A 12,462-nucleotide genomic window follows, 5' to 3' on the forward strand; every position below is an offset into this window, starting at 1 on the left:
CGCCCGCGACCTGTGGGAGAAACGCCATGACGATCGCCATCCGGCAGCTTCAGAAACATTTTGTCGGCGAGGTCTCCGGCCTCGACTTGCGAAAGCCCCTCACCGAGGCCGAGGCACGCGAGGTCGAGGCCGCCATGGACAAATATGCGGTGCTGGTCTTCCACGACCAGGACATCACCGACGAGCAGCAGATGGCCTTCGCGCTGAACTTCGGTCAGCGCGAGGACGCGCGCGGTGGCAACATCACCAAGGCAGATGAATACCGCCTCACTTCGGGCCTGAACGACGTCTCCAACCTCGGCAAGGACGGCAAGCCGCTGCCGAAGGACAGCCGCGCCAATCTGTTCAACCTCGGCAATTGCCTGTGGCATTCCGACAGCTCGTTCCGCCCGATCCCCGCGAAATTCTCGCTGCTGTCGGCGCGGGTGGTGAACCCGAAGGGCGGCAACACCGAATTCGCCGACATGCGCGCCGCCTATGATGCGCTCGACGAGGAGACCAAGGCGGAGATCGAGGACCTCGTCTGCGAGCACTCGCTGATGTATTCGCGCGGGTCGCTCGGCTTCACCGAATACACCGACGAGGAGAAGGCGATGTTCAAGCCGGTGCTGCAACGGCTGGTGCGGACGCACCCCGTGCATCGCCGCAAGTCGCTGTATCTCTCATCCCACGCCGGCAAGATCGTCGGCATGAGCATGCCCGAAGGCCGGCTGCTGCTGCGCGACCTGAACGAGCACGCGACCCAGCCGGAGTTCGTCTACGTCCACAAATGGAAGCTGCATGACCTCGTGATGTGGGACAATCGCCAGACCATGCACCGCGTCCGCCGCTACGACCAGTCCCAGCCCCGCGACATGCGCAGGGCGACGGTGGCGGGCACGGAGCCGACGGTGCAGCAGCAGGCGGCGGAGTAGGACGACTGGGTGCAGCCCCACTCAGCAAACGGTGTCATCGCCCGGCTTGACCGGGCGATCCAGTATTCCAGAGACGGTTGTGATCGAACCGAGAGGCTGCGGCGTACTGGATGCCCCGGTCAAGCCGGGGCATGACAGCGGTGGGTGGCGTAACACCGGCGCATGTGTCGACCGACAGACGCGCCAGCTACGCGTGGCCGGCCTCGTTGGAGAGCATGCCGGGATCGATGCCGATCTTCTGCAGGGCGCGGTTGTATTTGTCGTCGACGTCGTCGCCGAAGATCAGATCCGCGTCCGCGTCGCAATGCAGCCAGCCGTTGCCCTGGATCTCGGTCTCGAGCTGGCCCGGCGCCCAGCCGGCATAGCCGAGCGCGAGGATGGCGTGCTTGGGGCCGGAGCCGTTGGCGATGGCGCGCAGGATATCGACGGTCGCCGTGAGGCAGACGCCGTCATCGATCCGCAGCGTCGCGTTCTCGATGTAGAAGTCGCTGGAATGCAGCACGAAACCGCGGCCGGTGTCGACCGGGCCGCCGCGCAGCACCTTCATGCTTTCGGCATTCTCCGGCAGCTTGATGTGCTCGCCCTTCTTGATGATGCCGAGCTGCTGCAACAGCTCGGGGAAATCGATACTGCCGGCCGGATGGTTCACGATGATACCCATCGCACCCTCCGCCGAATGGGCACAGAGATAGATCACCGAACGCTCAAAGCGGGAATCGCCCATCACAGGCATGGCGATCAGCAGCCGGCCGTCGAGATAGCCGGCCGAATTGGGGAGCGCGGGGCCCGCTCTGCGGGTGCTTTCGCCCGTTCTCTTTCCTGTGGGAGCCATCGGTGAAGCACTCCGGTTTCAATTCCTATCCTGATGTCGGACCTAGCCGCTGTCAAATCAAGGCTTGCAGAGACTCCCTTGAAGTGCATCCTTCACAAGCAATTCAATGGTTTGCCTGGGCTCGACCCTGTAAAGACGTGCCATGCTGACAAGAGTTCCCCTGCGTGCGGCGATTGGCGTCGCGACAACCCTGCTTGCGTCGTGTCTGGCCATCGCAGCCCACGCCGATGACGCCTCGCCATGGCAGCGCGACGGACATTCCGCCGTGCGGCTGTTGGCGGGATCGCGCAGCGGCGCCGTGCTGCTCGGCGGTATCGCCTTCCAGCTCCAGCAGGGGTGGAAGACCTACTGGCGCATCCCCGGCGACTCCGGCGTTCCGCCGCGGTTCGACTTCTCGAAGTCGGACAATGTCGAGGCGGTGACGGTGATGTGGCCTGCGCCGTTGAAATTCGACGACGGCGCGGGCGGCCATTCGATCGGCTATCACGACCAGATCGTGCTGCCGTTGCGCATCGTTGCCAAGGCGGCCGACAAGCCCGTGACCTTGCGCGCCGAGATCAATTACGCGGTGTGCGAGAAGCTCTGCATTCCGGTCGAGGTCAAGGCCGAGCTCGGCTTCAACAGCGTCGCCTCGACCGAGGATGCGAACCTGCGTGCGGCGCTCGACACCGTGCCCAAGCCCGCCAATATCGGAGATCCCAATCCGCTCACCATCCGCGACGTCAAGCGCGACGGAGCCAAGAGCGTGGTGGTCGACGTGGTCACGCCCGACAGCCGCAACGTCAATCTGTACGTGGAAGGGCCAACGCCCGATTGGGCGCTGCCGATTCCGGAGCCGGTCAAGGACAGCCCGGCCGGCGTGAAGCGCTTCTCGTTCGAGCTCGACGGATTGCCGCCGGGCGCCAAGCCCGATGGCGCAGCGCTGAAATTCACGCTGGTCGGGCCGGAGAAGTCGTACGAGTTCAATACCAACCTGGAATAGGTCGTCGCGGACGGAGTCACCGAGCCGATCAGGATACGGGGCAGGCCTTCGAGGCCTGCTTTTCCTGCAGTTTCTTCGTGCAATATGTGCTGCATCGCTGGCCGCCGACCTTGGCGCAGTAGGCCAGGCACTTCTCGTATGAGCATCCCCACGCGTCCGCCCGCGCAGGTGTCGGGGAAGATAGCTCGATACAGGTGATCGCGGCGAGAGCGGTCAGACACGCCAGACATCGATACATAATCCCTCCTCTTGAAAGCCATGATCAACAAACGTCGACCCGAGAATCGAAGGCTGCCAAGAATTGGAGATACCCACTCGAAAAGTCCGACACCTGGGCAAAATCTCGGCGCGCGCTCGGTCGCGCAAATTCCAACTGAAACCAATATGCGGATATCCTAGCAGCACAGCTCCACCCCGCAAGGAGGCAGATGTGCTGCTGCGCGCCAGCTCTCGCCCTGGCGGCTGAGCGACGATCCAACCGAATCTTAACGAATGGTTGCTAAGCCCCAGGGCTGCTGGGCAAAGCTGCTGGGGCAAGCCTGCCGCAGCATGCGGGATGCCTTGGGGGCTCGTCGTGGCCGTGATGGATGCACAACCCACAACGACCGGACCGGCCGGGCTGATAGCGCGCGTGCGCGCCAAGCTCAGCGGCGGATCGAGCGAGGCATCGCTGACGCGGCGGCTCGCCGGCACCATCTTCATCATCCGCGTGATCAGCGCAGGCATGGCCTATGTCTCGCAGGTGCTGCTGGCGCGCTGGATGGGCACGTCCGACTACGGCATCTATGTCTATGTCTGGACTTGGGTGCTGCTGCTCGGCAGCATGATGGATTTCGGCATCTCGGCCTCCGCGCAGAAGATCATTCCGGAATATCGGGCCAGCGGCGAGCAGGCGCTGCTGCGCGGCTTCCTCTCCGGCAGCCGCTGGCTAACCTTGGCCGTGTCCACGCTGGTCTCGCTCGCTCTTGCCGGCATCGTCAGGCTGCTGTCGCCCTGGATCGATCCAGCCGAGGTGCTGCCGCTCTATATCGGCTGCATGACACTGCCCGCCTTCGTCGTCGCCAACACCCAGGACGGCATCGCGCGCTCGCATGACTGGATGCAACTCGGCCTGATGCCGCAATTCATCATCCGCCAGGCGCTGATCATCGGCATCACGGGCGCCGCCTTCCTGCTCGGCTATCATCTCGGCGCGGTCGCCGCGATGGCCGCGAGCGCGGGCGCGGTGTGGATCGCGATGACGGGGCAGATGGCGGTGCTCAACCGCAAGCTCGCCGATCATATTCCGTCCGGCCCCAAGACGTACGACATCCGCGGCTGGCTCGCGGTCTCACTGCCGATCCTGCTGGTCGAGAGTTTCTACCTGCTGTTGTCCTACACCGACGTGCTGGTGCTGCAGCAGTTCCGCCCCTCCGACGAGGTTGGCGTCTATTTCGCTGTCGTGAAGACGCTGGCGCTGGTCTCGTTCATCCACTACGCGATGTCGGCGACGACTGCGCATCGCTTCGCCGAATACAACGCCAGCGGCGACAAGGCGCGGCTGTCGGCCTATGTCGCGCACGCCATCAGCTGGACGTTCTGGCCGTCGCTGGCGGCGACGATCGTGCTGCTCGCACTCGGCAAGCCGCTGCTCTGGCTGTTCGGGCCGCAATTCACCGTCGGCTACGACATCATGTTCGTCGCCGCGATCGGGCTCGTGGTGCGTGCCGCGATCGGGCCGGTCGAGCGGCTGCTCAACATGCTCGGTCAGCAGAAGATCTGCGCGCTGGCCTATGCACTGGCCTTCGTGATGAACGTCGTGCTCTGCATCGCGCTGGTGCCGCGCTACGGCGGCCACGGCGCCGCAGCCGCGACCTCGATCTCCCTCACCTTCGAGACGGTGCTATTGTTCTGGATCGTGCGGCAACGTCTCGGCCTGCACGTGCTGGCATTTGGCAAATAGGCCCCGCGCCCCTCGATGCTTGCTGCCGTTGGGGGAACGGCTCTGTCAGCGCAGCCACGGGAACGAGGCAAAACGCCTCCGCTTCTTCTGCCCACGGCAAAATTTTTCTTATTCTGCCCAAGTGGTTGCGCGTTAGGGGAACTTTATTCTACGTCGTATTGCCTAACCGACGAGATCAACCTAAGATTCTCCTGACATGTTTGATCCACTCTACGTCGCCTCCGGATTTGGCGTCGGCCTGCTTGTCGGAATGACCGGCGTGGGCGGCGGTTCGCTGATGACGCCGCTCTTGATCCTGCTGTTCGGCGTGCACCCCTCGACCGCGGTCGGAACCGACCTGCTCTATGCCGCCGCCACCAAGACCGGCGGCAGCCTGGTGCATGGCTGGTCGCGCAGCGTGCACTGGCCGGCGGTGCTGCGGCTGGCCTGCGGCAGCATTCCCGCGAGCGCAGTGACTCTGCTGGTGCTGTGGAAGCTCGACCTCAAGAGCGATTCCGAGCGCAGCCTGGTCAATCTGGTGCTGTGCTTCGCGCTGCTGCTGACCGCGACCTCGCTGATCTTCCGCAAGTCGATCATGGAGCGTTACCGCGGCAGGCTGGAGCGTGTCGACGATCGCACCACCGCGATTGCAACCGTGATCACCGGGATCGTGCTCGGCGTACTGGTGTCGATCTCGTCGGTCGGCGCCGGTGCGGTCGGCGTCACCGTGCTGCTGCTGCTCTATCCGCGTCTGCCGATGGTGAGCATCGTCGGCTCCGATATCGCCCACGCGGTGCCATTGACGCTGGGCGCCGGCATCGGGCACTGGGCGCTCGGTGACGTGGACTGGGCGCTGATGGGCGTGCTGCTGATGGGCTCACTCCCCGGCATCATCGTCGGCAGCTATAGCGCGACCCGCGTCCCCGAAACGGTGCTGCGGCTGACGCTTGCCAGCGTGCTGTTCGTGGTCGCCGGCAAGATCATGTTTGCAGAGCTCAATCTGTCGTCGGCGTTCGTGACGGCGCTGGCCTGGACGCATTGAGCGGGAAGCGGATGCCCAGTCTCGTAGGGTGGGCAAAGCGAAGCGTGCCCACGTTCTTTCTCGATCGCCGAGAATGGTGGGCACGGCGCTGACGCGCCTTTGCCCACCCTACGGCAGCGCGGACTTACGCCGCGGTCCAGCCGCCGTCGATCGACAGATTGGTGCCGGTGATCTGCGCAGCGTCATCGCTGCACAGGAACAGAGCCAGCGCTGCGACCTGCTCGGAGGTGACGAACTCCTTGGTCGGCTGCGCATCGAGCAGCACGTCATTGATGACCTGCTCGCGCGTCAGGTTGCGCGCCTTCATCGTGTCGGGGATCTGCTTCTCCACCAGCGGCGTCCAGACATAGCCCGGGCTGATGCAATTGCAGGTGATCTTGTGGGTCGCAACTTCGAGCGCCACGGTCTTGGTGAGGCCGGCGATGCCGTGCTTGGCCGAGACATAGGCCGACTTGAAGGGCGAGGCGACCAGCGAGTGCGCGGACGCCGTGTTGATGATGCGGCCCCAGCCCTTCTTCTTCATGCCGGGCACGGCGGCGCGGATGCCATGGAAGGCCGAGGAGAGGTTGATCGCGATGATCTGGTCCCACTTCTCGATCGGGAACTCCTCGACCGGCGAGACGAACTGAATGCCAGCATTGTTGACGAGGATGTCGACCGAGCCGAACGTCGTCTCGCCGAGCGCGATCATGCCGGCGATCTCCGCGGGCTTGGTCATGTCGGCCGGCGAATAGATCGCCTTCACGCCGAACTCGGACTCGATCTTGGCGCGCTCCTTCTCGATGTCCTCCGGCGAGCCGAAGCCATTGATGACGACGTTGGCACCGGCGCCGGCGAACGCACGCGCATAGGCGAGCCCGATGCCGCTGGTGGACCCGGTCACGACGGCGTTCTTGCCTGACAGACTACCCATTCTATTCGCTCCTTTTTGCCGGGGGCGCGGAGACGTCCCCCGTGAGATCGTAAGTCACCATGGTCTCGCCGGACTGCGGCCGCTCGAGCCAGTCCTTGTGGCGCATCGACAGATGCACGTCGTTGACGCCGGCCTCCCAATGCTCGACCATGGCGACGTGCGAGAAATCGTAATCCTTCGACGAGGATTCGTAGTTCTTGCTGCGGTAGATCAGATGCACCACGGTGACGGTGCTTTCACGCGATACCTTCGCGAGGAATTCGACGGAAGGGTCGTTCTTCAGATAATCGGGCAGTTTGGAAATCAAGTCGCGCACCGCCCTGCGGGCGTTGTGCAGCTGCTTGTTCTTGTCGGTGTTCATCCGCGTGCGGCTGGAGAAGCGAATGTCCTTCTCCCGCTCGGCGGCCTCCAGCAGCGAGGTCGGCAAATCGCCGCGGGCGGAAAACAGGTCGACCTGGAAGATCAGCATGTCGCGATCGACCTCGGCATCGAGCACATAGTCGAGCGGCGTGTTGGAGGCGATGCCGCCGTCCCAATATTGCTCGCCGTCGATCGTCACCGAGGGAAAGCCGGGCGGCAGCGCGCCGGAGGCCATGATGTGCTCGGGGCCGATTTTCTTGCCGAGCTTCTTGAACTCGTAATTGTCGAAATACTTGAAGTTGCCGGAGGTGACGCCGACTGCGCCGACCGACAGGCGGGTCTTCAGGTCGTTGATGCGGTCGAAATCGACCAGACGCTCCAGCGTCTTCTTCAAGGGCGCGGTGTCGTAATAGCTCTCGGCCTGCGGGCTGCCGGGCGGCCAGAGCGGCGCCGGCGGGACGCGCGGGACGAAGAAGCCGGGCACGCCGAAGGTGGCGATCAGCGCGGCACTCGTCGAGTTGAACAGCTCGCGGCTGTGGTCGCTCTTGCCGATCGGTTTCCACGGCACCGGCGCCGACACCATCTCCCAGAATTCCTTGAGCCGCTTGACGCGGGTCTGTCCCTCGTTGCCGGCGATGATGGCGGCGTTGACGGCGCCGATCGAGATGCCGGCGACCCATTCCGGCTCGAAGCCGTGGCCGCACAGCGCCTGATAGGCACCGGCCTGGTAGGAGCCGAGCGCACCGCCGCCCTGCAGGACCAGGACGCGTTGCGCATTCGCGGGGATGCTGGCGGATTCCGGGTTACGATCGGTCATGGGGGAACAATAGCAATGGCGCGCCACCGTGGCGACACTCCGCCGCGGCGTCAATGTATGCCGGGATCAAGTCTGGCTTATCGCTCGGTCGAGGCCAGGATCATGGTCCAGAACACCTTGTATTTGGTGCCGGGAGCATAGCTCGCCGCGATGCCCAATTTTGTGACACCGCTCTTGAGCATGTTGGCGCGGTGCGGGGGCGAGTCGCGCCAGCCGGAAAACGCTTCCGCCAGCGTATGATAGCCGGCCGAGATGTTCTCGACCGCCACGGTCGCCGGATAGCCGCCGGCGGCAAGGCGCTTGGCCAGGGGCGCGCGGACGTCATGGTCCATCTTGTTGGCCGCCGCCATGGCATTGGACTGGGATTCGGCGAGCCGCATCAGATCGGGGTCGACCACGACGGTGCCGAGCATGTTGTTCTGGCGGTATTGCGAGATCATGATCGCGGCCGCCTGCGCATCGAGCTTGGATCCCGGGGCGGCCATGTCGGTATACATCGACGGCTGCTGGACCGGCGCTTCGTTGCCGGCGCAGCCGGCAAGCAGCAAAGTGACGAGAATTGCGGCCGCAGCGCGCATGTTTGGAGGCCCCCGAATGAGGGGCCGTTGTTGCATACCAACAATGGCTGAAAGGTGAATTTTGAAGAAAATCGACGCAAGTCGTTGCGGGGCAGCGCGGAGCGCTGAACCCGGAATCTCGCTCAATAACCTCGGGATTCCGGGTTCGCGCTGACGCGCGCCCCGGAATGACGGGACCTACCCCGCAAATATCCGGTAACGGCGCGGCTGGAGGCCGATCGTGTCGCCGACGCGCAGTTCCTTGTCGCGGGGAGCGTCGATCTCGATGGTCTTGCCGCCTGACAGGGCGATCTCGGCCCGCTGCACGGGACCGAAATTGCGGACGTGCTGCACGGCGCCCTCGAAGGCGCCGCTGCCGGGCGGGCCGACCAGCATGTCATGTCGCCGCACGAACAGCTTTGACGCGCCAGGCGCGGCCCCGCCTGCCGCAAGCGCGAGCGGCCGGTCGCCGAGCCTGACCACGCCCCCCTCGACCTGAACCGGCAATTCGACGGATTCGCCGATGAAGCCGTGAACGAACGCGCTTGCCGGGGTCTCGTAGACGTCGTCGGGCGAGCCGATCTGCTCGATCCGTCCCTTGTCCATGACGACGACGCGGTTGGCGACCTCGAGCGCCTCCTCCTGGTCGTGGGTGACGAAGATCGAGGTGACGTTGATCTCGTGATGCAGCGAGCGCAGCCAGCGGCGCAGCTCTTTCCTCACCTTGGCATCGAGCGCGCCGAACGGTTCGTCGAGCAGCAGGATGCGCGGCTCGATCGCGAGCGCGCGGGCCAGCGCGATGCGCTGGCGCTGGCCGCCGGAGAGCTGGCTCGGATAGCGGTCGGAAAGCCAGTCGAGCTGCACGAGGTCGAGCAGCTCCTTGACGCGCGCGCGGATCGTGGCTTCGTCCTTGCGGACGGCGCGCGGCTGCACGCGCAGGCCGAAGGCCACGTTCTCGAACACGCTCATGTGGCGGAACAGCGCGTAATGCTGGAACACGAAGCCGACATGCCGCTCGCGCGCGCCCTGCGCCAGCGCATCCTCACCGTTGATGAGCACGTCGCCGCCGTCGGGCCAGTCGAGGCCGGCGATGATCCGCAGCAGCGTGGTCTTTCCCGACCCGGAAGGTCCGAGCAGTGCCACGAGCTCGCCACTATCGACCTTGAGGTCGACGCCGTCGAGGGCTTTGAAGCTGCCGAACGTCTTGACGAGATTTTTGACTTCAATGGTCACGTGCGTCTTGTCCCTCGTCCAGATGATGTTCCAGAACGGTCTTGGCGATCAGCGTGATCAACGCCAGCATCGCCAGCAGCGAGGCGATCGCGAAGGCGGCAACGAACTGGTATTCGTTGTAGAGGATCTCGACCAGCAGCGGCATCGTGTTGGTCTCGCCGCGGATGTGGCCGGAGACGACGGAGACCGCGCCGAACTCGCCCATCGCCCGCGCGTTGCAGAGCAGCACGCCGTAGAGCACGCCCCATTTGATGTTGGGCAGCGTGACGCGGAAGAAGGTCTGCAGACCCGAGGCGCCGAGCGAGATCGCGGCCTCCTCCTCCTGCGTGCCCTGCTCCAGCATCAAGGGGATCAGCGCGCGCGCCACGAAGGGGAAGGTCACGAAGGTGGTGGCGAGCGCGATGCCGGGCACCGCGAACAGGATCTGGATGTCGTGGTCGCGCAGCCAGCTGCCGAAATAGCCCTGCGCGCCGAACAGCAGCACGAAGACGAGGCCGGAGATCACCGGGCTGACCGAGAACGGCAGGTCGATCAGCGTGATCAGGAAGGTCTTGCCCGGGAAATCGAATTTCGCGATTGCCCATGCGGCGACGAGACCAAACACGAGATTGAGGCCGACCGAGATCGCCGCAACCAGCAGCGTCAGCCTGATCGCAGCCATCGCCTCGGGCTCCGCGAGCGCGGCGAGATAGGCGGCGATCCCCTTCGAGAACGCGTGGGCGAACACCACGACCAGTGGCAGCACGACGAAGACGGTGAGAAACGCGATCGCGATCGTGATGACGGCAATGCGCACGGCCTTCGGCTCGGTGCGGAGATTGTCCCGCGCGAGGGCATCACGTGCACGGGTCTTCTCGTCGGACGAGGTGACCGGGCCTGAATGGACAATCTGCATCGTCATGGTCCGCCCCTCAGCGCGCCGGGATCCGGCTCTGCGCCCAGCGCTGGAGCCGGTTGACGGCGAAGATGATGACGAAGGAGACGACGAGCATGACCACCGCGATCGCGGTCGCGTCGGCGTAGCGGAACTCGGAGAGGCGGATCACGATCAGAAGCGGAGCGATCTCGGAGACGTTGGGCAGATTGCCGGCGATGAAGATCACCGAGCCGTATTCACCGACCGCACGGGCGAAGGCGAGCGCGAGCCCGGTAAGCAGCGCCGGCGCCAGCGAGGGCAGGATCACGCGAGTAATGGTCTGCCAGCGGCTGGCACCCAAACTGCCCGCGGCCTCCTCGATTTCAGGGTCGAGATCCTGCAACACGGGCTGCACCGTGCGCACCACGAAGGGAATGCCGATGAAGATCATGGCGACGAAGATGCCGACCGGCGTGAACGCCACCTTGACGCCGAGTGCTGCGAGCGGCGCGCCCAGCCAGCCCTTCTCGGCGAACAGCGCGGTGAGCGCGACGCCCGCAACTGCCGTCGGCAGCGCGAAGGGCACGTCGACGATGGCGTCGAACAGCCGGCGGCCGGGAAACCGGTAGCGCACCAGCGCCCAGACGATGACGCTGCCCATGACGAGATTGACACAGGCCGCAGCAAAGGCGAGGCCGAAGGAGACGCGCAGCGCATTCAGGGTGCGGCGACTGGTGAGAATATTCCAGAACTGCTCGGGGCTGAGCTCGAGCGACTTCAGGAACAGCCCCGCGAGCGGAATGAGGATGATGACGGACAGCCAGGACAGCGTCAGTCCCATCGTGAGACCGAAGCCCGGCAATGTCCGGCGTCGTGCTGCGAGTACGCTCACCAGGTCCCCTGCTAAAGCCTCTTAAGACTGCGCCCGGTCAGTTCTTGTAGATCTGATCGAAGACGCCGCCATCTGCAAAATGTTCTTTCTGCGCCTTGGTCCAACCGCCGAAAACGTCGTCGATCGTGAATAGTTCGACCTTGGCGAAGGCGTTTTCATGTCTCTTGGCGATCTCGGGATCGCGCGGGCGGTAGAAATTGCGCGCGGCGATCTCCTGACCTTCCTTCGTGTACCAATATTGCAGATACGCGTCGGCGGCGTTACGGGTCCCCTTTCTGTCGGCCACCTTGTCGACGATCGCGACCGGCGGCTCTGCGAGGATCGACTGCGGCGGCGCCACGATCTCGAACTTGCTCGCGCCGAACTCCTTCAGCGCGAGGAACGCCTCGTTCTCCCAGGCGAGCAGCACGTCGCCGACGCCGCGCTCGACGAAGGTCACGGTCGCGCCGCGTGCACCGGTATCCAGAACCGGCACCTGCTGGTAGAGCTTTCCGATGAAATCCTTGGCCTTCTCCGCCGAGCCGTATTTCTTCTGCGCAAAGCCCCAGGCCGCAAGGTAATTCCAGCGTGCACCGCCTGAGGTCTTCGGGTTCGGCGTGATCACCGCGACGCCCGGCTTGACCAGGTCATCCCAGTCCTTGATCGCCTTGGGATTGCCCTTGCGCACCAGGAAAACGATGGTGGAGGTGTAGGGTGATGAATTCTGCGGCAGCCGCTTCTGCCAGTCCGTCGTGGTGAGACCTTTGCCGGCGATCGCATCGATATCGTAGGCGAGCGCAAGCGTCACCACATCGGCCTGCAACCCATCGATCACGGCGCGCGCCTGCGAACCGCTGCCGCCATGCGACTGCTTGATCTCGACGCTCTTGCCGGTCTCCTTCTGATAGGCATTCGCAAATGCCTTGTTGAACTCGACATAGAGCTCGCGCGTCGGATCGTACGACACGTTCAAGAGGTTGATGTCAGCGGCGAGACCCGAGCTTGCCCAGAGCAATCCTGCAGCGAGCGGAACGATACGGCGCATCATGTCCATCTCCATTCACTTCGCTGACGTCGGTGTCAGCGAAGACATGCAGGCGAAACTCGCGGCGAAACGCGCTCAAGTCAACGAAACCGGATTTTCTTGTTCGCTGGCTCGCAGCG

12 protein-coding genes are annotated in these 12,462 nt (G+C 64.3%); 4 read left to right on the forward strand and 8 right to left on the reverse strand.

Annotated features, from left to right (window positions below):
- The first annotated feature begins 26 nt into the window (after positions 1 to 26).
- On the forward strand, positions 27 to 914 hold the full coding sequence (locus CO669_RS11590; protein WP_097659934.1) for a TauD/TfdA dioxygenase family protein: 888 nt from the start codon (positions 27 to 29) through the stop codon (positions 912 to 914).
- A gap of 187 nt (positions 915 to 1,101) precedes the next feature.
- Here the strand turns inward: CO669_RS11590 and CO669_RS11595 are convergent, their stop codons facing one another.
- Positions 1,102 to 1,746, reverse strand: a complete 645-nt coding sequence (locus tag CO669_RS11595; RefSeq protein WP_097659935.1) for a YqgE/AlgH family protein — start codon at positions 1,744 to 1,746, stop codon at positions 1,102 to 1,104.
- A gap of 142 nt (positions 1,747 to 1,888) precedes the next feature.
- Here CO669_RS11595 and CO669_RS11600 point away from each other — a divergent pair, with 142 nt between their 5' ends.
- The 3 genes from CO669_RS11600 (at position 1,889) to CO669_RS11615 (ending at position 5,691) form a co-directional block, all read left to right on the forward strand.
- Positions 1,889 to 2,728 carry a protein-disulfide reductase DsbD domain-containing protein gene (locus CO669_RS11600; protein ID WP_097659936.1) on the forward strand — a complete coding sequence of 280 codons (840 nt, stop codon included), beginning with the start codon at positions 1,889 to 1,891 and terminating at the stop codon, positions 2,726 to 2,728.
- 574 nt (positions 2,729 to 3,302) lie between these two features.
- Positions 3,303 to 4,670 carry a flippase gene (locus tag CO669_RS11610; protein ID WP_143278657.1) on the forward strand — a complete coding sequence of 456 codons (1,368 nt, stop codon included), beginning with the start codon at positions 3,303 to 3,305 and terminating at the stop codon, positions 4,668 to 4,670.
- A gap of 196 nt (positions 4,671 to 4,866) precedes the next feature.
- Positions 4,867 to 5,691 carry a sulfite exporter TauE/SafE family protein gene (locus CO669_RS11615; RefSeq protein WP_097659939.1) on the forward strand — a complete coding sequence of 275 codons (825 nt, stop codon included), beginning with the start codon at positions 4,867 to 4,869 and terminating at the stop codon, positions 5,689 to 5,691.
- A 124-nt stretch (positions 5,692 to 5,815) separates the two neighbouring features.
- On the opposite strand, the gene CO669_RS11620 is transcribed toward CO669_RS11615, so the two are convergent.
- From CO669_RS11620 to CO669_RS11650, 7 genes are all read right to left on the reverse strand, one after another.
- Positions 5,816 to 6,604: a 3-hydroxybutyrate dehydrogenase gene (locus CO669_RS11620; protein ID WP_097659940.1), complete on the reverse strand. Its 789-nt coding sequence runs from the start codon at positions 6,602 to 6,604 to the stop codon at positions 5,816 to 5,818.
- 1 nt (position 6,605) lies between these two features.
- Positions 6,606 to 7,781 (reverse strand): DUF3734 domain-containing protein, encoded by a 1,176-nt coding sequence (locus CO669_RS11625; protein WP_097659941.1) that lies wholly within the window; start codon positions 7,779 to 7,781, stop codon positions 6,606 to 6,608.
- A 77-nt stretch (positions 7,782 to 7,858) separates the two neighbouring features.
- Complete coding sequence (locus CO669_RS11630) at positions 7,859 to 8,359, reverse strand: CAP domain-containing protein (protein WP_097659942.1); 501 nt, start codon at positions 8,357 to 8,359, stop codon at positions 7,859 to 7,861.
- Positions 8,360 to 8,536: 177 nt separating this feature from the next.
- The gene (locus CO669_RS11635) at positions 8,537 to 9,571 is read right to left on the reverse strand and encodes a sulfate/molybdate ABC transporter ATP-binding protein (protein ID WP_097659943.1); all 1,035 of its coding nucleotides are present in this window, start codon (positions 9,569 to 9,571) and stop codon (positions 8,537 to 8,539) included.
- A complete protein-coding gene (gene cysW, locus CO669_RS11640; protein ID WP_097659944.1) occupies positions 9,561 to 10,472 on the reverse strand; it encodes a sulfate ABC transporter permease subunit CysW in 912 nt (303 codons plus the stop codon). Before cysW ends, CO669_RS11635 begins: the two co-directional genes overlap by 11 nt.
- A 10-nt stretch (positions 10,473 to 10,482) precedes the next feature.
- Positions 10,483 to 11,319 carry a sulfate ABC transporter permease subunit CysT gene (gene cysT / locus CO669_RS11645; RefSeq protein ID WP_198963963.1) on the reverse strand — a complete coding sequence of 279 codons (837 nt, stop codon included), beginning with the start codon at positions 11,317 to 11,319 and terminating at the stop codon, positions 10,483 to 10,485.
- Positions 11,320 to 11,356: 37 nt separating this feature from the next.
- Entirely contained in the window at positions 11,357 to 12,358 is a 1,002-nt protein-coding gene (locus CO669_RS11650) for a sulfate ABC transporter substrate-binding protein (protein ID WP_097659946.1), read from the reverse strand.
- Positions 12,359 to 12,462: the final 104 nt, after the last annotated feature.

This window comes from Bradyrhizobium sp. Y36 (assembly GCF_002531575.1).
In the GTDB taxonomy this organism is placed as follows: domain Bacteria; phylum Pseudomonadota; class Alphaproteobacteria; order Rhizobiales; family Xanthobacteraceae; genus Bradyrhizobium.

Coding starts and splice junctions, on each gene's coding strand:
- CO669_RS11600 (WP_097659936.1), top strand. CDS start 1,889: ATGCTGACAAGAGTTCCCCTGCGTGCGGCGATTGGCGTCGCGACAACC.
- CO669_RS11615 (WP_097659939.1), top strand. CDS start 4,867: ATGTTTGATCCACTCTACGTCGCCTCCGGATTTGGCGTCGGCCTGCTT.
- CO669_RS11620 (WP_097659940.1), bottom strand. CDS start 6,604: ATGGGTAGTCTGTCAGGCAAGAACGCCGTCGTGACCGGGTCCACCAGC.
- CO669_RS11590 (WP_097659934.1), top strand. CDS start 27: ATGACGATCGCCATCCGGCAGCTTCAGAAACATTTTGTCGGCGAGGTC.
- CO669_RS11595 (WP_097659935.1), bottom strand. CDS start 1,746: ATGGCTCCCACAGGAAAGAGAACGGGCGAAAGCACCCGCAGAGCGGGC.
- CO669_RS11630 (WP_097659942.1), bottom strand. CDS start 8,359: ATGCGCGCTGCGGCCGCAATTCTCGTCACTTTGCTGCTTGCCGGCTGC.
- cysW (WP_097659944.1), bottom strand. CDS start 10,472: ATGACGATGCAGATTGTCCATTCAGGCCCGGTCACCTCGTCCGACGAG.
- CO669_RS11650 (WP_097659946.1), bottom strand. CDS start 12,358: ATGGAGATGGACATGATGCGCCGTATCGTTCCGCTCGCTGCAGGATTG.
- CO669_RS11625 (WP_097659941.1), bottom strand. CDS start 7,781: ATGACCGATCGTAACCCGGAATCCGCCAGCATCCCCGCGAATGCGCAA.